General features: G+C 70.4%; 20 protein-coding genes, 1 tRNA gene and 1 pseudogene. 9 read left to right on the forward strand and 13 right to left on the reverse strand.

Annotation, left to right across the window (positions count from 1 at the left end):
• The first annotated feature begins 95 nt into the window (after positions 1-95).
• On the forward strand, positions 96-3,083 hold the full coding sequence (locus tag ACH4UK_RS29085) for an AfsR/SARP family transcriptional regulator (protein WP_398361006.1): 2,988 nt from the start codon (positions 96-98) through the stop codon (positions 3,081-3,083).
• 364 nt (positions 3,084-3,447) lie between these two features.
• Here the strand turns inward: ACH4UK_RS29085 and ACH4UK_RS29090 are convergent, their stop codons facing one another.
• From ACH4UK_RS29090 to ACH4UK_RS29105, 4 genes are all read right to left on the reverse strand, one after another.
• Complete coding sequence (locus ACH4UK_RS29090; RefSeq protein WP_010982331.1) at positions 3,448-3,651, reverse strand: cold-shock protein; 204 nt, start codon at positions 3,649-3,651, stop codon at positions 3,448-3,450.
• Between the two features lie 426 nt (positions 3,652-4,077).
• Positions 4,078-4,581, reverse strand: coding sequence for an NUDIX domain-containing protein (locus tag ACH4UK_RS29095; RefSeq protein WP_398361008.1), 504 nt, complete (start codon positions 4,579-4,581; stop codon positions 4,078-4,080).
• Between the two features lie 180 nt (positions 4,582-4,761).
• Positions 4,762-5,151, reverse strand: coding sequence for a hypothetical protein (locus tag ACH4UK_RS29100; RefSeq protein WP_398361010.1), 390 nt, complete (start codon positions 5,149-5,151; stop codon positions 4,762-4,764).
• Between the two features lie 525 nt (positions 5,152-5,676).
• Positions 5,677-6,066: a hypothetical protein gene (locus tag ACH4UK_RS29105; RefSeq protein WP_398361012.1), complete on the reverse strand. Its 390-nt coding sequence runs from the start codon at positions 6,064-6,066 to the stop codon at positions 5,677-5,679.
• Positions 6,067-6,440: 374 nt separating this feature from the next.
• Here ACH4UK_RS29105 and ACH4UK_RS29110 point away from each other — a divergent pair, with 374 nt between their 5' ends.
• Both ACH4UK_RS29110 and ACH4UK_RS29115 read left to right on the forward strand, forming a co-directional pair.
• A complete protein-coding gene (locus tag ACH4UK_RS29110; protein ID WP_398361013.1) occupies positions 6,441-6,869 on the forward strand; it encodes an NUDIX domain-containing protein in 429 nt (142 codons plus the stop codon).
• A gap of 263 nt (positions 6,870-7,132) precedes the next feature.
• Positions 7,133-7,866, forward strand: a pseudogene (locus ACH4UK_RS29115) (coenzyme F420-0:L-glutamate ligase).
• Here ACH4UK_RS29115 and ACH4UK_RS29120 read toward each other — a convergent pair.
• The 4 genes from ACH4UK_RS29120 to ACH4UK_RS29135 all read right to left on the reverse strand — a co-directional run bounded on the left by ACH4UK_RS29120 (position 7,751) and on the right by ACH4UK_RS29135 (position 11,191).
• Positions 7,751-8,137: a hypothetical protein gene (locus tag ACH4UK_RS29120; protein ID WP_398361232.1), complete on the reverse strand. Its 387-nt coding sequence runs from the start codon at positions 8,135-8,137 to the stop codon at positions 7,751-7,753. The pseudogene ACH4UK_RS29115 and the gene ACH4UK_RS29120 overlap by 116 nt on opposite strands.
• A 226-nt stretch (positions 8,138-8,363) precedes the next feature.
• Positions 8,364-9,419 (reverse strand): anthranilate phosphoribosyltransferase, encoded by a 1,056-nt coding sequence (trpD, locus tag ACH4UK_RS29125; protein ID WP_398361015.1) that lies wholly within the window; start codon positions 9,417-9,419, stop codon positions 8,364-8,366.
• A gap of 287 nt (positions 9,420-9,706) precedes the next feature.
• A complete protein-coding gene (locus ACH4UK_RS29130; RefSeq protein WP_398361016.1) occupies positions 9,707-9,892 on the reverse strand; it encodes a hypothetical protein in 186 nt (61 codons plus the stop codon).
• 474 nt (positions 9,893-10,366) lie between these two features.
• The gene (locus ACH4UK_RS29135; RefSeq protein WP_398361018.1) at positions 10,367-11,191 is read right to left on the reverse strand and encodes a helix-turn-helix domain-containing protein; all 825 of its coding nucleotides are present in this window, start codon (positions 11,189-11,191) and stop codon (positions 10,367-10,369) included.
• 168 nt (positions 11,192-11,359) lie between these two features.
• Here ACH4UK_RS29135 and ACH4UK_RS29140 point away from each other — a divergent pair, with 168 nt between their 5' ends.
• The 3 genes from ACH4UK_RS29140 (at position 11,360) to ACH4UK_RS29150 (ending at position 12,605) form a co-directional block, all read left to right on the forward strand.
• Positions 11,360-11,797, forward strand: coding sequence for an ATP-binding protein (locus ACH4UK_RS29140; protein WP_398361020.1), 438 nt, complete (start codon positions 11,360-11,362; stop codon positions 11,795-11,797).
• A 76-nt stretch (positions 11,798-11,873) separates the two neighbouring features.
• Positions 11,874-12,554, forward strand: a complete 681-nt coding sequence (locus ACH4UK_RS29145; protein ID WP_398361021.1) for a ScbR family autoregulator-binding transcription factor — start codon at positions 11,874-11,876, stop codon at positions 12,552-12,554.
• A tRNA-Leu gene (locus ACH4UK_RS29150) sits at positions 12,520-12,605 on the forward strand. Before ACH4UK_RS29145 ends, ACH4UK_RS29150 begins: the two co-directional genes overlap by 35 nt.
• A 21-nt stretch (positions 12,606-12,626) precedes the next feature.
• Here the strand turns inward: ACH4UK_RS29150 and ACH4UK_RS29155 are convergent.
• Positions 12,627-13,685 carry a PhlD gene (locus ACH4UK_RS29155; RefSeq protein ID WP_398361023.1) on the reverse strand — a complete coding sequence of 353 codons (1,059 nt, stop codon included), beginning with the start codon at positions 13,683-13,685 and terminating at the stop codon, positions 12,627-12,629.
• A 60-nt stretch (positions 13,686-13,745) separates the two neighbouring features.
• Here ACH4UK_RS29155 and ACH4UK_RS29160 point away from each other — a divergent pair, with 60 nt between their 5' ends.
• Positions 13,746-14,123, forward strand: a complete 378-nt coding sequence (locus ACH4UK_RS29160; RefSeq protein WP_398361025.1) for a hypothetical protein — start codon at positions 13,746-13,748, stop codon at positions 14,121-14,123.
• Positions 14,124-14,307: 184 nt separating this feature from the next.
• Here the strand turns inward: ACH4UK_RS29160 and ACH4UK_RS29165 are convergent, their stop codons facing one another.
• Positions 14,308-15,135: a 5'-3' exonuclease H3TH domain-containing protein gene (locus ACH4UK_RS29165; RefSeq protein ID WP_398361026.1), complete on the reverse strand. Its 828-nt coding sequence runs from the start codon at positions 15,133-15,135 to the stop codon at positions 14,308-14,310.
• A gap of 365 nt (positions 15,136-15,500) precedes the next feature.
• Between ACH4UK_RS29165 and ACH4UK_RS29170 the strand changes: the two genes are divergently transcribed.
• Positions 15,501-15,755, forward strand: a complete 255-nt coding sequence (locus tag ACH4UK_RS29170; protein WP_398361027.1) for a hypothetical protein — start codon at positions 15,501-15,503, stop codon at positions 15,753-15,755.
• Between the two features lie 16 nt (positions 15,756-15,771).
• Here ACH4UK_RS29170 and ACH4UK_RS29175 read toward each other — a convergent pair whose 3' ends face one another.
• Positions 15,772-16,266 carry an HIT family protein gene (locus ACH4UK_RS29175; RefSeq protein WP_398361028.1) on the reverse strand — a complete coding sequence of 165 codons (495 nt, stop codon included), beginning with the start codon at positions 16,264-16,266 and terminating at the stop codon, positions 15,772-15,774.
• Positions 16,267-16,421: 155 nt separating this feature from the next.
• On the opposite strand from ACH4UK_RS29175, the gene ACH4UK_RS29180 reads away from it, so the two are divergent.
• The gene (locus ACH4UK_RS29180; protein WP_398361030.1) at positions 16,422-16,943 is read left to right on the forward strand and encodes a GNAT family N-acetyltransferase; all 522 of its coding nucleotides are present in this window, start codon (positions 16,422-16,424) and stop codon (positions 16,941-16,943) included.
• 124 nt (positions 16,944-17,067) lie between these two features.
• Here the strand turns inward: ACH4UK_RS29180 and ACH4UK_RS29185 are convergent, their stop codons facing one another.
• Entirely contained in the window at positions 17,068-17,619 is a 552-nt protein-coding gene (locus ACH4UK_RS29185; protein WP_398361031.1) for a hypothetical protein, read from the reverse strand.
• 2 nt (positions 17,620-17,621) lie between these two features.
• A complete protein-coding gene (locus tag ACH4UK_RS29190) occupies positions 17,622-18,098 on the reverse strand; it encodes a hypothetical protein (RefSeq protein WP_398361033.1) in 477 nt (158 codons plus the stop codon).
• Positions 18,099-18,381: the final 283 nt, after the last annotated feature.

An 18,381-nucleotide genomic window follows, 5' to 3' on the forward strand; every position in this document is an offset into this window, starting at 1 on the left:
CCAGTACGTGGCCGCGTGGCCGGGAACCGCTGAAAACCCGCCCGGGTTATGGCTTGTGGGAGCCTGGCCGACTGCGCTGCAATTCCGATGAAGCAATGATGAATTGGGCAGCGGCGGGGGCGTGTGTGGCGGACGGTGATGCCGGGCAGTTGCAGTTCGACCTGCTCGGGCCCCTTTCCGTACGCCGCGGCGGACGGCACCTGGACCTGGGGCCCGTACGCCGTCAGGCCGTTCTCGTGGCGCTGGTGCTCCGCGCAGGCCATCGTGTGACCCACGAGGACCTGATCGACGACATCTGGGGCGATCACCCGCCCCCGACCGGTGTTCGAGTCCTGCCCTCCCACGTCTACGCCCTGCGCCAGGCTCTGGAGACAGAGGCGGTGCAGGGGACTGGCGTCATCCGCAGCGGCAAGGGCTGGTACTCCTTCGACGCTCAGGAGATCGGGCTCGATACCGATGAGCTGGCCGCACGCAGCGGTCGAGCCCACGAGGCCAGGGCATGCGCCGGGCCCGCCGCTGCACTCGCTCTGTTCGGCGAGGCGCTCGCGCTGTTCAGGGGAGAACCGCTGGCCGGCCTTCCCGGCCGCTACACCAATTCGGTCCGGCGGCAACTGCAGGAGCAGTGGGCCACCCTGCGACGGGGTCGGCTGGAGTGTCTCTTCCTGCTCGGACGGTCAGCCGAGGCTCTGGAAGAACTCGCCGAGCTGACCGCGTCCCGCCCGTTGGACGAGGGGCTGCTCGCCCTGCAGGTCAGGGCCCTGTACACCAGCGGGCGCCAGGCGGAGGCACTCGACGCCTTCCACCTCCTGCGCGAGCGTCTGCGCGAGGAGCACGGTGCCGAGCCGGGCGAGGAACTGCGCGGCCTGTACGAGGCCGTGTTGCGGCAGGACGACACGATCCTGCTGCCGCCGCCCGGCACCTACGCCCCGGCCCCGGTTTCCTTCTCGCCACCGGTGAACGAGCTCCCTGGCGATGTGGGGCCGCTGGTGGGAAGAGAGGCGGAGCTGGCGCTGCTCAGCGGGCCCGGCTCGCCCGGGGGCATCACGGTTGTCGCGGTGGACGGAACGCCCGGCATCGGGAAAACCCGGCTCAGCGTCCAGGCCGCCCGCCAGCTCGCTCACCTTCACCCGGCCGGCTGCCTCTTCGTCGACTTGCGGGCCCATGCGACGGGACAGCCCCTCTCCCCCCGGCGAGCCCTGGCCCGGATGCTCCGCACCCTGGGCAGGGACAGCGATCGGATCGGCGACGATGAGGACGAACTGGTTGCCGCATGGCGCACCGCGACCAGCGGCCTGCGTCTGCTGCTGGTGCTGGACGACGCCGTGGACGCCCAACAGGTGCGGCCCCTGCTGCCGTCCGGGCCCGACAGCACCGTGATCGTGACCAGCAGACGGCGGCTCGCCGGGCTGGACGCGACCCGCCGCCACTCACTGGCGCCACTGCCCGAAGAAGGGGGCGTTCGCCTGCTCAGCAGTGTCGTCGGCCCTGACCGGACGAACCGTGAACCCCAGGCCGCGGCCGAGCTCGCCCGGCTCTGCGACGGACTGCCGCTCGCCCTGCGCATCATCGGGGCCCGGCTCCAGACCCGCCCCGAATGGACCCTGGCCCACATGGTGGACCGGATGGCCGGTGATGAGGACCGGCTGAAGGAGCTGAACGCCGACGACCGGAGCGTCGCGGCCGCCTTCCAGCTCTCCTACGAACACCTCCCGCCACAGCAGCAACACATCTTCCGCGTCCTGGGCCTCTCACCCACCGTCGAGTTCGACGCACGCACTCCAGCAGCGATGCTGACCCTGCCCGCACATGAGACCGGCCCGGCACTGGAGAACCTGGTCGACGCAGGTCTCGTACGACAACCCCGCCCCGGTCGCTACCGGTTGCACGACCTGGTCCGTGCCCACGCACGCCGACTGGCCCAAGCCACCCCGAGCACAGCAAGGACCGCGGGCACGGCGGCCCTGCGACTCCATCTCGACGCGGCCCGGATGGCGAGCGACTGGGGCCCAGAAGGCTTCCCGGCCGCACACCCGCTGGGACCCTCGGCCTTCACCGACTGGAGGGACGCGGCGGACTGGCTGGACGAAACCCGGGGCGAAATCGTCGACGTCGTCTCACACGCGCTCTCGCTCGGGGAAAAGGACCTCGCCTGCTCGATCGCCGAGGCCCTGACCGAGTACCTCATCAGCCGCGGGCGCCACCACGACGCCCGAGCAGTCCTGGGCGTCGCCATCGAGAGCGCACCACGCACCGGTGACCGGCGGATGATCGCCGCGCTGCGCAACTGCATGGGCATGACGGAGCTCTTCGCCTCCTGCACCGACCCGGCGCGAACCTGGTTCGAAGAGGCCGCAGACCTCAGCCGCCGGTATGGCGAGCCCGCCGAGCTCGCGCGAGCGATGACCGGACTCGGGGCCGTCGCACTTCAGTCGGGGGACACTGCTGCGGCCGAAGCCCACATCGAAACCGCCTTGCAGGTCATTCCACCCTCCGACGACTGGGGCGCATCCGCCGCGCATTCCGCCCTCGGCTACACGCGACTCGCACAGGAACGCGCGGAGGAAGCCCTGGACTGCTTCGGGGTCGCGCTCGCACGAGCCCGGATGGTCGGCCGCCCTCGGGTGCAAAGCCGAACCCTCATCTGCATGGCCGACGCACACTCCGCCCTGGGGCAGCCTCACCAGGCACTACCCCTGCTCCATGAAGCGGCCGCATTGGCCACCGCCGCGAAGGACCTCATGCTCCTGTTCCTGGCCCTGGCACGCCTGGGCACAGCCGTTCATCAGGAAGGCCACCCGGACGCGGCCATGCCCTACTTCGGCCGGGCGCTCACCGTACAGCGGAAGATGAAGCGCGAGAACGAACCCCAGTGGGGCAGGGTGGAGATGGATATCAGATGCCGCGTCGGCCGTGCCCACCTCACAGCAGGACGCCGGGACGAAGCCCGGCAGCAATTCCAGGCAGCGCTCACCCTGCCTGAGGCTTCCGCATACGATCTCGAACGCGCCCAGGCCATCCACGGCCTCCAGGCATGTGCAGCGCACAACGCAACGGCCGCTGTATCTGCGGATCCCCCGCAGTGAGGTGCTGTGCCCACCATGGGCTCCGTGCCGACCAGGGCCGTTGGAACATGACGGCCCGGCCGAGCGAGAGCGTGGCGACCATCGTCTCGAACGGGAAGCCTGGCGCGACGCCGAACTGCAGGCTGTGGCCGAAGCTACGGCTCCGCGTTCAGGCTGTCCGGTTCCACGCGTGGCGATCGCCTGCAGCGGCTGGCCGCTGGGCCTCGCCGGGCCCCAAATCCTGCGCGAGAGCGCACAGGCCGCGGGCCTGATCGTCGTCCCCGTCGGCACGATGACTTGCCACAGCGTGCGCCCGGTCCTGCGCAGGCGTCCCTACAGAGCCAGCGGCACCCGCCCATCGAGGCGGGTGCCGCGCAGGCTCATGTCAGGCGGGGGTGATGTTCTCTGCCTGGGGGCCCTTCTGGCCCTGGGTGACGTCGAAGTTCACCTTCTGGCCCTCCTGGAGCTCGCGGAAGCCGGAGCTGGCGATGTTGGAGTAGTGGGCGAAGACGTCGGGGCCACCGCCGTCCTGCTCGATGAAGCCGAAGCCCTTTTCCGAGTTGAACCACTTGACGGTTCCACTGGCCATTTTGCCCTCCAAGGGGACTCGAAGTCGGATCCCGCACCTTGCGGCATCCGGAGGTGATCGCCCTGGCCCTCAGAGACTTTGAACGCAAGAATCGCCCGTGCGCATTGCTCACGGGCGACCGGTACTTCGGAACCATGACAGCTGAGCCTGACGCTACACCGCCAGGTTCCTCGGCACCACGAAACGCTGAGGAGACGTACAGGATTCTGCCTACCAGCAGCCTGGCCGGGCGTGCCGGGCGTCGGGCGGGCGCGGATCAGCATGCTGTGGTCGCGGGCGTCCGTGATCGCCGCGTGAACCCGGCTGAAGCAGCGGCTGTACGAACAGGGGTCAGGGTCGGCGGGCCTTCTGCGGAATCCCCGCTCGCGGCGGCGGTCTCGCGGAAGCTGTCGGCCTGAGTCCGGGCCGCCTCCCGGGGCCGACCGGTCACACCGGGGCGCCGTTCTCCAGACAGACCGTCTCCCCGCGCTCGCGAGCGGCCACGCACGCCTCCACCCGCCTCGCGAGCAGCGTGATCAACCGCTCACGAACCTGTTCCAGCCCGACGAACTCGAAGGCCCGGAGTTCCTCGTCCTGCAACCGGATCGCGGTGACCTCCTCGGGGTCCAGCACGCCACCGTCGAAGATGGTGACCATGCCCTCGCTGCGTCCCGGCCGTGGGCCGATCCAGTCGATCCCGAGCAGCCGGCCCGGCTGCCGGACCAGCCCGAGTTCTTCCCGCACCTCCCGCACGGCACCGTCACGGGGCGACTCGTCCCACTCCACGGCGCCGCCGGGGATCTCCCACGGGGTCTTATAGACCGGATCGACCAGCAGGACGCGGCCGTCCGCGTCGAAGAACAGCACACCGGCCGCCACCCGCTTTCGCGGCAGCTTCCGGTCGTACTCCGACAACTCGCCTGCAGGGTCTTTCGAAGCAGCAGTACTCATGCCAAGCGAGCCTAGACAGCTTCAGCCATCACACCGGCTCAAAGCAGCCCACTCGCCGCGAGCGGCTGTCTCTGCCCGACACCCCGGCCGCCGGGAGTATGCCGCACAAGCTGTCGAGATCCGAAAGACAGCCCCGCCCAGCGGGTGAACTCACGGGCGGGAGCATCCTCGGGTGGGCTTCTACCGCATCGACGCGTAGTCCTGCGGCGCCTTGCGGAGAATCTCGAGCATCTGATCCTCGGTCAGCTTCCGGAAAGCCGGTGCGGACACGCTCGCGATCTTCCGGAACAGAATGTCGGCGGGGACAGACGGCACGCCTGCGAAGAGAGGATGCGCATCCGTCCCGGCGCCCTCGCTGAACTCGCGGTGCAGCAGCCACACCGTCTCGGCGAACATGGGGTAGTTGGTCTCGTGCTTGCCCCACAGGCACCGCAGCGCGTCGCCGCCGAAGTCCCGGTTGATGAATCCCCAGACGTACGCCATCTCGGCTGTCTTGTCCGGGTGCCCGTCGTCGTTCAGGTACCGGACCCAATCGTTCAGGAGATCCCAGCGCAACGCGTTGACGATCACCCCGGACGGTGCCTCACTGAGTCGTAAGTCGGCGGCGAACTCATCATTGAAAGTCATCCGGCGACCCTAGCGACACGCGCTGCCGTCCCGCCACCGCGCCCGACCGCAGTGCCGGGTCGTCTCGGCCGGTGACGGGCTGCACGGCGCACGTCGGCCAGACATCTCAGCACCGCACTTTGACAGAGAAGGTGAGCCCCCGCCAGACCGGACCGTTGCGACCGAGGCCACCGTTCCGCTCCGGGCCCGGCCCTTGCGATGGCGGGCTTGACGCCACTGGCGCGCCTGACCACTGCCCTCCCAGCAGCCGGGATCGCCACGTGGCCGATCCGGTACAGATGTACGCGGTCGACGCCCAGGGTCCGCGCCGCCTACCTGCCTCGGCCCCCAGGGCCAGGAACCACGTGAGGAGCTCCGTAGCCGGGGCCAGAGCCCGGTGCTTCGTGCGTCAACTAGGCCGGACTACACAGTGCGCCTCCTCATCACCGGTGTATGCGGCAGTAGGTCTGTTGGCCTTTGCGTTCTCTCTCAGAAGAGGGGCATCTGTTGAGCGGGCGGCGGCCCGGGCCAGCCCACCTTGGCCGAGTTCCACTCCATGCGGAACTGCGCGGACAACAGGGCGCGTTCGGTGATGTCGAGCGCCAGAGGGTTCACGGACAAGTAGCTGTCGTCCAACCGCTTCACGAAGCCGCGGGCGATGAGCCGGTCGACTGCCTCACAGGCTTCTTCGGGCGTGATGTGCTCCAAGGGCAGGAGACACAGCGCCAACGCGTAGTTGTCGACCGTCCTCGCCTTGGCCTGGAGGAGCGCCAGCCGCAGCAGAACGGCCGTTTCGTACGGGTAGCGCCACAGATCGCGCATGGCGTCCTTGTGCCAGGACACCACGAGCGTGTCGGTGTTGTCCGGCTGCAGCTCCATGAAGACGCGGTTCCTGTCCGGCGGGAGGATCCGGAACGGCGGCAGAGGCTCCATGGCCTGCTGCGCATCATGGATCCGCCCGCGGTGCAGCTGGGAGCGCCCGGCCCGGTCCGGGGCGCACTTCTCGCCTGGTCTGGCACGGCACTGCGGGCAGCTGCGGCTACGGGCGCGTTCACGGACCTCTGGCGCTACTGCTCGACTCACGCGGGACAGTGTTCACGCCGCCAGCCCGATCCGCTCGCTCCGCCACGCCTCTGTCCTGGTCGGCCCCGGTCCAGACTTCCGCTGCCGACGCAGCACTCGATGCCGTCACCCTCGACAACTACGCCTGGGTTCCTAGTCAGAGCCGGGGGTTTGGGCGATAGCGTCGGCCGATGCATACACGCGTGACGGGCATCGTCATCGAGAACGACAAGATCCTGCTGTTGGACCAGGACACGGACGGCCCCCGAACCTGGTCCCTGCCGGGTGGAAAGGTCGAGGACGGGGAGAGCCTGGAGGAGGCCCTGGTCCGCGAGATGCGGGAAGAGACGGGTGTGGAGGTGACGGCGGACCGGTTGCTGTATCTGTGTGACCACACGGAATCCCACGTTGTTCACATCACCTTCGAGGCCCACCGCGTGGGCGGGACGGTCGGGGCGGTCAAGAAGGGGGCCGACACGAGGCCGATCCGGTCCGTCGAGTTCGTGCCGCTCGATCGTCTGCCGGAGCTGGGTTTCAGCGAACTGTTCGTCAAGCTCGCTCGCGACAACTGGCCGGGGGCCGGCTCGTACATGGGGCCGAAGTCAGCCATCGGACTCTGAAGGGGCCAGGGCCGCAAGGAGCAACCGGTCCAGGGGCCCGGCGTCTGGAGGGTAGCTGCCAGCGACGCCCCGTCGCCTCCGTCCGGACCGACGAGCCGAAACGGCACGCCGCGTCCCTCCTGCACCTCCCGGTGATCTTCCACCAGGCCGTCCCCGTCCCGCTGCACCTCACCGCCCACCGAAATCCGCCGCCCGCCCCCCTCGACGACCCCGGCGCCTACCGGACGGACGACCGCGTCCTCGCCCCGGACCGCCTCACCGGCATGCTCACCACGCTGGAGAACCTCACCCCTGGGCCGCACCGCTACGGTGACCCCGCCGCCGACCTGACGCCTTTCCCTACCCTCCAGCCCGGCGACGACCTCGCCGGCACCATCGCCCAGGTCCTGGACCAGACCGGAACACCCCTCAAGGACCGGGACATCGTGGTGGTCGCCAGCAAGGCCGTGAGCGTCGCGGAAAGGCGCTACGTGGACCTGGCATCGGTCACCCCCTCCCCGGAGGCCGAGCGCTTGGCCGCCGTACGGGGAAACCCTCCGCGATCGTCCAGCTCGTACTCGACCACTCCACCGAGCACTTCCTGGCCACCGACCGCGGGCCGATCATCGCCCGGCACACCCTCGGTCTCCAGCTGGACCGGGCCGGGACCGAGGGCGCGTGGCTGCTGCCGGGGGACCCCGACGCCTCCGCCCGCGCCCTGCGCGACGCACTGATCACCTACACCGGCGCGGACGTCGCGGTCGTCATCGCCGACTCCGACCGGCGCGGCGCGACCTGCATCTCCATCGGCACCGCCGGAGTGGCCCCGCTCCGCGTCACGGAGCACAACGGGAAACGCCAGGAGGAAACCCTGACCGACATGATCACCGGCGCCGCCGGCATCATCCTCGGACAGCGGGGCCGGGGAGCCCCCGTCGTCGTACTCCGCGGAATCGCCTACGAGCCCTTCTCCGAACTAGGAGTCGCCGCGATGCTGCACCACGCTCCCCGCCCATGACCGCGGTCTTCGAGGTGGGCGGCATCCGGATCGGCTGCGCGCTGGGCGTGGGGGCGAACTTTCCACCGCTCTTCGCCGAGTACGAGCGGACGACGAAGAGGCTGTTGTGGGGCCGGTTCGGCGGTGTGAGGGGGTGGATCGACCCGAACGCCGTCCACAGCCGTAGTTCCCCCGCCAGCGCGGCGATCGACTCGGCCTCCTCGCGCAGGACGTCCCACGCGGCCCGGCTCCAGTCGGCCGGGACCAGCTCGTCGTCCTGGCCGACCGCCATCACGTGCTTGCTCGGGTACGTGATCGCCCCTCAGGGAACCGCACCAGCCGCGCACCCGCCCCTGCGGCCTCGGCTATCAGGGCCCGGATCTCCTTCCCGGCAGCCCGGAGCGCGCCGCGGTCTGTGGGGTCCTCCGGCACGGTGCTCTGTGCGATGGCCAGCCGCAACGTCCTCGCCACGCCGCCGAAGCTACGGGATCCCACCGCCCGGTCCGAACGACTGGCGATTAGCGTACGAGCAGGGTGCGGGCGAGCTTGAGCCACTGCTCCAGCGTGGCGGCCGCGCGGTCACTGTCGATGGCGGCGCTGACCGTGGTGAGGGCGTCGGCGAAGGCGGCATGGAGGTCGCCGTCCCGGTCGAGCCCGCGGTGCGCGGCCAGGGCGCCGGCGGCGTTGGCGAGGACGGCGTCGCGGGCCACGCCCCGTTCGCCCCCGAGGACGCGGTGGACTGCGGTGGCGTTGTAGTGGGCGTCACCGCCGCGAAGTCCGTCGGCTGTTGCGCGTTCCAGGCCGAAATCGGCGGTGTCCAGGGTGACTTCGCGAACGCCGTTGTCGGCGGCGATCCACACGCTGGTGGGTGCGGTGGTGGTGATCTCGTCGAGCCCGTCGTCGCCGCGGACCACCAGGGCACGGGTCCCGCGGTCGGCGAGCACCTGAGCCAGCACGGGGGCGAGGGCGCGGTTGGAGCAGCCGACGAGGGTGGTCCCGGGGCTGGCGGGGTTGGTCAGCGGGGCCAGGTAGTTGATGGCGGTGGGGACGCCGAGGGCCTTGCGTGCCGGGACGGCGTGGCGCAGTCCGTGGTGGAAGCGGGAGGCGAAGGTGAAGCCGATGCCGACGTCGTTCACGCACCGGGCCACGGCGTCGGGGGTGAGGTCCAGGGGCAGGCCCAGGGCTTCGAGGACGTCGGCGCTGCCGGCCTTGGAGGAGACCGACCGGCCGCCGTGCTTGACGACGGGGACGCCGGTGGCGGCCACGACGATGGCGGCCATGGTGGACACGTTGACCGTGTGGGCGCCGTCGCCCCCGGTGCCGACGATGTCGAGTACCTGGGTTCCGTCGACCGGGAGCGGGATGACGCGTTCCATCAGTGCGTCGAGCAGCCCGCGCAGCTCGGGGGCGGACTCGCCCTTGGCTCGCAGGGCGACCAGGAAGCCGGCCAGCTGGGCGGGCTCGGCGGCGTCGTCCATGACCTGCCGCATGGCCCATGCGGTGTCGTCGGCGGTCAGGTCGGTTCTGGTCAGGAGCGTGGAGAGTAGTCGGGGCCACGTCCGGGGCTCGGGCACGAAGGGGTTCCTCTCGACACGGCTACCGGCGCCCGCGGTACGCGTCGGCCGATGTCGGCGAGCGTATCGGGCCCGATCGGCTCTGCGTCGCGCTTTCGGCCACCGGCGGGCGGCCTGGTATGTCTGAACGTGAACCGCGCCTGGGCGCGCGGGGTGGCTCTGGCGCACCTTGGGCCGGAGACGAGCCCGGTGAAGGGTGACCGGGGGTTCGTGATCGTGGTCGGCGGCTCGGCGCTGTACGGATCGTCCCCCTACATGGCGGGGCTGGGCGCGCTGCGGGCAGGAGCTCACTGCGTGTACGCGGTCGCGCCCGAGGGCCCGGCGGCTGCGTCCGCCGGATTGCAGATGCACCTGGTGCCGCCGTCGGGGCCGGAGCTGGACGTGGCGGCCGTCGGTGATCTTGTACGGGTCTCCTCCCGGCTGGAGGCGCAGGTGGCCCGGACCGGGGCGCGCGGCCAGGTGGTGTGGCTCATCGGGCCGGGCCTGGGCGGCAGCCCCACCGCGATGGAGGTCCTCGACGCGCTCACCGAGGCCCGCGACGGATCGGCGGCCGTCGTCGTCGTCGACGGACCGCTCGGCGGCGGAGATCAGGGCGTCGGACGGATCCGAGGACTCGGGGCCGACACGGTGCGGCTGAACCGTTCGGAGGCAGCGGTCCTGACCGGCGCCGACGCCCGGCTCACCGACCGGACGGACGGCGCGACCTGCCAGGACCTGCTCGACCTGGCCAGCCGGACGGGGGCGGTCGTGGCCGCCAAGGGCCCGGCGCTCTACCGCGCCAAGGGTACGAACCGATCACGTCGTACCGGCCCGACAGGAACCCCGCCGTCAACCGAGCGCTGCGCAAGGAGCTGTAGGACGCCGACCCCACGACATCGGGGACGTGGAAGTCCAAGGCCCGCCCCCGGGATCCATCGGCGCGCCGGGTTGTGCTGGCCCCAGTCCCGTCAGCCCCGCTCGGCAGATGCGGCATCGCCAGCGGCTCCGGAGGCCGGATGGGTGGGGGCGGTCGCCGGTTCGCCGGTGATGACGCGCAGCCCGGGCTCGTGCAGGGGCTGCCATCCCATGATCCGGACCCAGGCCGGCTGCTGCCGTGAGCCTTCGAAGTACATGGGCCGCGTTGTGCCGTAGGCGTGGCGGCGCAGGTCGGCGGTCCGGTGCCAGAGTTCTCTGACCTGCGGGTCTTCGCAGACCCGGTCCACGATCGACCGCAGCGACTCGTTGGCCAGGGCCCCCTGGCGCAGCTGCGCGAGCAGGCGCGGGGCCCAGTATTTCTCCCACTGTGCGCACTGGTCACGGGCGGGCCCGGGCAGGAGCAGGTCGATCATGACGTTCGCGCCGGGCTGCGCGGTCCAAGGACACATTCTGGCGGCCCGGCGGTTGAAGGCGAGGATCGAAAAGTCGCCGGACTCCAGGATGGCGCCGAAGGGGAGTCGGTCGATGTGGTCTCTCAGATCGCCGGGGACGTCGGGGGCGACGGGGGAGAGTACGGGCGGCGCGGGCCGCCCGGCCCACCGGTAGAGGGCCGTCTGTTCGTCCGGGTGGAGGGTAAGCACGCGGCTGATCTCCGCGATGACGTCGCTGCTCATCGGGCGCCGGCCGGTTTCGAGCCGCCGGTAGTGGTGCTCGCTGATCCCGAGTTCCTCGGCCATCACTGTCTGGGTGACCGGCCCGTCGACGCACGCGGTGTCTCTGTCCGGCAGGTCGGCCAGGGAGCGCCGGGCCCGCCACTTCTTGAGGAGGGCGGGCAGGTCGGGAGCGGCGTCACGCATGCGTACCTCCAGGTGCACGACTAGTGCACACGGTACCTATTTCCGACATTTGCGACCGGGCCAGCTTTGGCCCGGGGCCAGAGCTGGCCCTTCCGCCCGGGTCCGCCGCGGGCGTTTTCTGGAGAGACAAACAGGCATACCTGCCTGTTCCGCATGGAGGAGGAGCCCGTGACGTGTCTGCATCTTCCGCCGGTACCGGCGTCCGTGGAGGCCGCACGCCGGTGGGCAGCCGCCCAGCTGCCCGTCGACGTGCGCGATTCCGTCGTGCTCGTCGTCTCCGAGCTGGTGACGAACGCCGTCGCCGCCGACGCGGCAGCCGGCGCCGCCGATGACATCGAGGTCGAGCTGGTGGTCGACCCGGCGGGCCACGTCGCGCTCGCGGTCACCGACGCCAGCGACCTGCCGCTGCCTGATGCCCCGGTCGCAGTCCCCGCAGACGAGGTCGGCGGCCGCGGACTGCTACTGGTCGACGCGATCGCCTACGACCACGGATGGGCCCCGCGCCCCTGCGGCGGGAAGTGTGTCTGGGCCCTGGTCCGCCGCCCCCATCCGGCTCAGCGGTGGGCGGTCTCGTCGCCGGAGAGGCTGGAGTGCGCCGATGCCTGACACCGGGCTGCGTACCGAGAGCGTGCCCTCGGCCTCTTGGGTAGCGTCGGATGCGACCGAGGGAGGCGTCACGGCGATGCAGGAGAACAGGGAGACCGGCGACCGCCGCGAGCGGATGATCCGGCGGCTGGTCGAGGCGGCCGGAGTCGTGATCGACCGCGACGGGTACGCCGCCGCCTCCACCCCGGAGATCCTGCGCCAGGCCGGAGTCTCGCGCGGAGCCTTGTACCACCACTTCCAGCGCAAGGAACAGCTCGGCGACGCGATCCTGGACCGTCAGCGTGAGTTCTTCGAGGAGGTCGCCGAGCAGACGGCGTCGGGCCCGGCCCCGCGGTTCTGGCTGCAAGCCCTTCTCGACCTCAGCCACCACTACACGGCCAGCATCCTTCAGGACCCTGTTCTGAGGGCTGCCGTACGCCTGTCGATCGAGCCGGGCCCGTATCAGACCGCCCAGAGCTACGCGGCCCCGCTGGGAGCCGTTACCGCCGTTCTCGAAGCTGCCCGTGCCGCCGACGAGCTCCAGGACCACGTCACTCCGGAGGAGGCCTCCCGGACGCTCGTCGGCTGTTACAGCGGCGTGCAGCTGCTCGCGCTCGCCCTGGCGGAACGCCAGGCCCTGCACCAGCAGGTCTCCGCTATGTGGTCCCTGATCATGCCCGGCCTGGCCCGCGGCCACGTTCTGACCCAGCTGCACCTGGATCCCCCGCCCCTTGATCGTCCCGGCCTGGATGGTGGAAGGCAGACACGGCGACCTTAAAACTCGCTGCCCCCTGGGGGTGTGCCGGTTCGACTCCGGCTCCAGGCACCACCACCGCGACCCCGCCGCCGCTTACCCGGCTGCGGCCGGGCCCGCGACGCGCCGTACGTAGAGGGCGGCCGCGGTGAACCCGGGCCCGAAGGCGACCGCCAGCCCGGGCCCGGTCACCGACCTGTCGCCCAGGGTGCGCTCCAACACGTCGAGGATCGCGACACCGCCGAGGTTGCCTCCGGCCAGGGAGTCCCGGGCGTGCTGGCCCGTCGTCTCCTCGTTCAGCCCGAGACCGGCCAGAGTCCCGGAAATGATCCGGGGTCCTCCGGGGTGCACCGCGGCCCAGTCCACCGCACGCCCGTCCAGCCACCCCGTCAGGTACGGCAGCACCCGTCCCGGCGCCCGAGTCGCCTCCTCAGTCGAATCGAAGGACACGCCCTCCTCATGGATCTCGCTCCAGTACGCATCCGCACTGCCGGGCAGGACCAGCTCCCACACGTCTTGCGCCACCAGATCCCCCGCACTCGCCTGGTCGACGGTGGAGAGGACGACGGCAGCTGCCGCGTCCCCGAACAGCCCGCTGTACAGGATGTCCTGCATGCGTGGCTTCCCGGGGCGGTTGCGGTAGAGGGTGGAGAGGTCCTCGGAGGCCACTACCAGGGCCCGCCCGCCACCGCGGCCGCGCAGGGACCGCACGGCGTGGACCAGGCTGTGGGCGCCGCCGACGCATGCGGCGGTCGCCAGCCCGATCCGCTCCACATCCGGCCGCAGCCCGAGCCGGCCGACCAGGTCGACGTCCAGGCCCGGGATCGTCCAGGACGTGGTGTGGGTGGTGACCAGCACGTCGATGTCCCCGGGTTCGAGTCCGGAGTGGGCCAGCGCCTGCCCGGCCGCCGTCACTGCCCGGTCCCGGGCCGCCGCGTACGCGGCCCGCGACCGCACCCCGATCCCTCGTCGCCCGAAGGTGACGGCCGGCGACGCCGACCACGGCCGTGCCACCACCCCCGTACTGCGTATAAGCCTCAAAAACACCCGCAGCTTCGGATGTACGAACCGGGCCTTGATGTCCTGCTCCAGCTCGTCCGTGCTCACCCGGCACGGGGCCCGGACCACCACCGGCCGACCGATCACCACGTCCATGCCCAGCCCTTCCATCCCGCCGAACCGCGTGCAGCCACCGTACGCACAGAGGAGACCCGAATGTCCCGCCGTCCCCACCCCAGCCTGCTGCCCGCCATACCGGAGCAGATCGTTCCGCGCCGCCCCCTGGACCTGGGTGTCCACATCCAGCGCATCCAGGTCGACGAACTCGTCGTCACCGACCCCGCTCTGGTCCTGTCCAATGCCCACGCCGCCGCTCGTCACGATCCCGAAACCGCCGCCCTCCTCGGCTACCGTCCCGCCACCGCGCTCACCCTCCAGGCTGCCGCCGCTCTCCTCTGCGCCCTCCACACCACCGACGACCTCACCGACATGGGCCTGCGCGCAGCCCGGCACACCACCCGCACTACCGCAGCTACCCAGCACCGCGAATCCGTGGTCCTGGAACTCACCGATGCCTCAGAGCAGGACAGATGAGGCCTGGCACCCGACAAGCCCGCTGCCTTCCGCAGGTTGGCACCCCCCGTGAGGACCATTGCCGGCCACGCAGCCTCGAAGGCCGAATGAACCACCCCCCTCCGCCGGTGCCCGGTGACGACCAGCAGGGCCCACCCACCCGCGAGCTCATCCCGTTCCAAGGCCCCCTACCGCGCAACCGTTGTCACCACAGGTCAAGGGCCTCGAGTACACGGGCCGCCGCGGCCAGCAGCGGGGTGGCTTGCCCGGTGAGTGTGCCGTCCGGGAGGTCGACTTTGGTATCGAGCTTGATCATCTCCCTCCATCGCAGGATCTGCGTCCACTGCTCTGCCCAGGCGGTGCGCAGTTCACCGCTCGGGATGTTCTCCAGTCGGCGCCGGTCGGTCAACAGACGAGCGGCGGTCTGGGGACCGATTCCGCGGGCGCCGGGGATGTTGTCGGCGGGGTCGCCGGTCAGCGCTCGGTAGTCGGGCCATTGCTCGGCGAGGACGCCGTAGCGGGGGAGGATGTGCTCGTCGGCGGTGTAGCGGCGCTCCACGGCCACGCTCGTGTTCAGCAGGCGGACGCTGGGGTCGGCCAGGAGCTGGATGTAGTCCTTGTCGGTGGTCAGGATGTCGACGGTGCGCCCGCGATCGCGGGCGCGGGCGGTCAGGGTGGCGATGACGTCGTCCGCTTCGCAGCCGGCGTACTCGATCCAGCGGACGCCGGTGTAGTCGAGGACGTCCTTGACTAACGTGAGCGAGTCGATCAGCCCGGGCGCGGGGCCGAGCCGTTGAGCCTTGTAGGCGGCGTCCTGGGCGATGCGGGCCTGCGAGCCGTCCTCAGCATCGAACACCACGAAGAGCTCGAAATGCTCGGCGTGCTGCGCCTGGGCCTTGCGCAGTAGTGCTGCGAATCCGAAGACGCCCGTGCGGTCGGTGTTGCCGTCACGGGTGGTAATGCGGGCCGGGAAGCCGTGCCAGGCTCGGTGGAGGAGGTGGTGGCCGTCGACGAGCAGCAAGGGCGCGGTCATGGAGATGCGTCTCTCTTGAGGCGAGGTGTTCTGGGGGCCGGTGACCGCGGCCTGCGGGCGCCCGTTGCCGGGTGAGGGGAGCCTAGCCAATTGCTCGGGTCGGAGTGGGCCATGCGGCGTTTCGCCGAGCCCGCGTTCCTGGCGGGGTGGGGTCGGTTCCCCCTATGCCGGGTCGGAGTGGGCCATGCGGCGTTTCGCCGAGCCCGCGTTCCTGGCGGGGTGGGGTCGGTTCCCCCTATGCCGGGTCGGGTGTCGAGGTGTTGGTGAGGGTGTCGTCGAAGGTGGCGGTCGGCAGGATCGCCTCAGCCCCTCCTCGGGGATCGTCCGCTCCTCCAGTTCGTTGACTGGCCCGGGGACAGGGCCAGTTGGTCCAACTGGCCTACGAACAGCGCCAGCTTCGCCGTGCCGATGACATCGCCGGTGTGGACCCGCAGCATCACCAGTGGACGCTGGAGATCAAAGTCGTCCAGCGTCCCTCGCCAACGGTGACCTCGACCAAGCGGCCCTTCACGCCGCCGGACGCCGTCCGCATCGCGACCGACACCGACTCCGCCCGCAATCTCACCGTCGCATTCGCAGTCCAGAGCGCTATCACCGCCAGCCGACAGGGCCGCCGCTGACCTGGAACACCGGACATCAGGCCAGGCGCCGCCGCAACTCCGCCGCGATCCTCGCGGTCTCGGCCGGCGCCACATCGGCGACCCCATGCTCCGCCATGAGCGCATGGAACTGCTGCTGCTCGTACGGGGTCCCAGGCGGCAGGGCAGCGACGTGCCAGTGCACATGCGGATTTCCCTGCCGGGACCCCAAGGACAGCAGATACACCCGCTCCGGCGCGAGCACCGCCTCGACCGCGAGCGCCACACGGCGTACGGCCTGCATCATCCGCAGGTAACCGTCGTCCGAGAACCCGCTGACCACATCCTCCACATGCTCCCTGGGCGCGACGAGAACCTTGCCCGGCAGCGTCGGCCACCGGTCCAGGAACGCCACATGGTCCGCGTCCTCATAGACCAGCTCGTGCTCGTAGCCGGGTTCTCCCTCCAAGAACGCGCAGACGAAGCATGGCCCGAGACGGGCCCTGGCCTCGTAAGTTTCCAGATCGAACAGCTTCCGGCCCACGGACGACATGGCACTCCTCCACCAGAGCGGTGATCTCCCCGCAGCTCAACGCAGGAACCGCTCCTCGTAGTGGACACCGTGTGCCCGGCCGCTGTCGGAAGACACGCGCTTCGATATCCCTTCGCCCGTGCGGCCACAGCCGTCGATAGGGCACGATCCGTTGCATGACGTTCGTGCCCACCGCCCCCGGCGCCCCAGCCTGGATACGCCCGGCGCCTTCCGTGACTGCCGTGCCCTACAACCACCCGGACGCCCGCCGACTCACGCAGGCCCTGCGCGCCGAGCAACTCGGCCTCTATGGGTTCGCCGACGACCCGGACGCCACCCCCGAGGCGGACTTCGACCCGCCCGTCGGCCTGTTCCTCATCGCGCACGTCGGCGACAAGCCGGTCGGGTGCGGAGGCGTACGCCTTCTCGACGAGCACACCGCGGAGATCAAACGCATGTATGTCTCCGGCGTGGTCCGCGCCCACGGAGTCGGCCGGTACCTCCTCAAACACCTCGAACAGCACGCCGCCAGTCGCAGGGCAACGCGGATCATGCTGGAGACCGGACGGCGCAACACCGCCGCCCTTGCCCTCTACAACCGCGCCGGTTACCTGCCCTGCCCCTCCTACGTCGCCGGACGCGACCCCCGAGTCAACCGGGCCATGGCCAAGGCCCTCGGCAGCAGCTCAGCGCGATAGCCGGAGGACCGCCCCGTCCGGCGCCCGTTGCCGGGGGACGGAAGCCTAGCCAATTGCTCGGATCGGAGTGAGCCATTGGGCGTTTCGCCGAGCCCGCGTTCCTGGCGGGCGGGGTCGGTTCCCCCTACGCCGGGTCGGGTGTCGAGGTGATGGTGCGGGTGTCGTCGCACGTCGCTGTCGGCAGGGTCGCCTTGGCGGCTACGGCGGCTGTCCACCGTTCGTCGGCGGTGGCGTCCGCTGCCCGCTCCGCGCCCCAGACCCATCGGCCGCCGCCCTCGGTCCGGTCAAGGACGGCGACGGCGTAGCGCTGTCCGGTGACCAGGGGCTGGTAGAGGGGTTCAGCAGTGGTGTAAGTGCCCTGGGCGGTGCGGGTGACGGACTGGGAGACGTCGAGATCGGCTTGGCGGGCGCCCTTGAGGGTCTTCTCGACGGTGAGGGTGGCGAGGTGCACGCCAGTGCTGGGGTCGCCGGTGTCGGGGGTGTAGCGGGTGGGGCCGGTGACGGTCCCGATGACGACGGTAGGGGCGTAGGCGGCGACGTACTCGGGGGTGCTGGCCGGAGGTGCACACAGCGAGGAGACGGCGACCTCGCCGTCGGTGGCCAGGACATAGGCGCCGGTACCGGCGGCGAGAACGAGGCCGACGGCCGCGGTGGTGATCCAGACCCTCTTGCGCACGACTATCTCCAGAGCTTCGTGTAGTTGGCCTTGTCGACGGCCTGGGGCGAGGTGATAGGCGGTGAGGCGATGTCGGTCCACATCAAGGACAGGACCCGGCCGCCCTTGTGGCACAGACCGAGCGCGTGCCCGAGTTCGTGAGCGGCCGCCGAATTGAGGAAGGCGCGGCTGCGCCCGCTCATCTTGTCGCGGTTGAACCGGACGAAGTCGGTGGCGCCCACACCGGAGTCGCGTACGTACTGGGCCACGGCCGCCCGGTCGCTGGTGCCGCCCTTGTAGTCGCGGAACTCCAGATCGTTGACGGTGCTGGCGCTGTCGGGGCGCAGCTTGATCTTCGCTCCGGAGTACTGCCACGCCTTCAGCGCGTGCTCGCGGGGTCCGTCATAGCGGGTCCTGTCCGTCCAGCGGATCTCGCCGTCGTCGACGGAGGACTCGCTCCGCCGTTCACGCTCTCCGCTGATGCAGGGTGCCGGGGCCACCGCGGCGCGACTCGGCCGGTTCGCTGGGGCGGAGGGGAAGGAGGGTACGAGGACCAGCGGCGCTGTGAGAACTACGACAACCGAAAACCCATGTAATGGTGGCGTCACACTGCGTGATGCTACGCCGGGTTGGTGGCCCTCGACTGAACGGGGCGGCTCGCGTGGTGAGTTATGGCGGGATGTGGGCGTTCTAGGCTGGGACAAGATCCCTCGAACGGGTGGGATGGGCCCCGTTGATCAGAGTGGCCTGCTCCTCGGAGAGGGTACGGGGAGGGCCGAGCGT

Source organism: Streptomyces sp. NPDC020884, from assembly GCF_044333935.1.
In the GTDB taxonomy this organism is placed as follows: Bacteria; Actinomycetota; Actinomycetes; order Streptomycetales; family Streptomycetaceae; genus Streptomyces.

What these genes read in the sequence shown, in the direction of transcription:
- ACH4UK_RS29165 (WP_398361026.1), bottom strand. Translation starts at nt 15,135, where the DNA reads ATGACCGCGCCCTTGCTGCTCGTCGACGGCCACCACCTCCTCCACCGA.
- ACH4UK_RS29085 (WP_398361006.1), top strand. Translation starts at nt 96, where the DNA reads ATGATGAATTGGGCAGCGGCGGGGGCGTGTGTGGCGGACGGTGATGCC.
- ACH4UK_RS29090 (WP_010982331.1), bottom strand. Translation starts at nt 3,651, where the DNA reads ATGGCCAGTGGAACCGTCAAGTGGTTCAACTCGGAAAAGGGCTTCGGC.
- ACH4UK_RS29175 (WP_398361028.1), bottom strand. Translation starts at nt 16,266, where the DNA reads ATGTCGTCCGTGGGCCGGAAGCTGTTCGATCTGGAAACTTACGAGGCC.
- ACH4UK_RS29110 (WP_398361013.1), top strand. Translation starts at nt 6,441, where the DNA reads ATGCATACACGCGTGACGGGCATCGTCATCGAGAACGACAAGATCCTG.
- ACH4UK_RS29155 (WP_398361023.1), bottom strand. Translation starts at nt 13,685, where the DNA reads ATGGACGTGGTGATCGGTCGGCCGGTGGTGGTCCGGGCCCCGTGCCGG.
- ACH4UK_RS29160 (WP_398361025.1), top strand. Translation starts at nt 13,746, where the DNA reads ATGTCCCGCCGTCCCCACCCCAGCCTGCTGCCCGCCATACCGGAGCAG.
- ACH4UK_RS29145 (WP_398361021.1), top strand. Translation starts at nt 11,874, where the DNA reads ATGCAGGAGAACAGGGAGACCGGCGACCGCCGCGAGCGGATGATCCGG.
- ACH4UK_RS29095 (WP_398361008.1), bottom strand. Translation starts at nt 4,581, where the DNA reads ATGAGTACTGCTGCTTCGAAAGACCCTGCAGGCGAGTTGTCGGAGTAC.
- ACH4UK_RS29135 (WP_398361018.1), bottom strand. Translation starts at nt 11,191, where the DNA reads ATGCGTGACGCCGCTCCCGACCTGCCCGCCCTCCTCAAGAAGTGGCGG.
- ACH4UK_RS29105 (WP_398361012.1), bottom strand. Translation starts at nt 6,066, where the DNA reads ATGGAGCTGCAGCCGGACAACACCGACACGCTCGTGGTGTCCTGGCAC.
- ACH4UK_RS29120 (WP_398361232.1), bottom strand. Translation starts at nt 8,137, where the DNA reads ATGGCGGTCGGCCAGGACGACGAGCTGGTCCCGGCCGACTGGAGCCGG.
- ACH4UK_RS29180 (WP_398361030.1), top strand. Translation starts at nt 16,422, where the DNA reads ATGACGTTCGTGCCCACCGCCCCCGGCGCCCCAGCCTGGATACGCCCG.
- ACH4UK_RS29130 (WP_398361016.1), bottom strand. Translation starts at nt 9,892, where the DNA reads ATGAGCCACACCACCTGGCCGCGCGCCCCGGTCCGGGCCACCTGCGCC.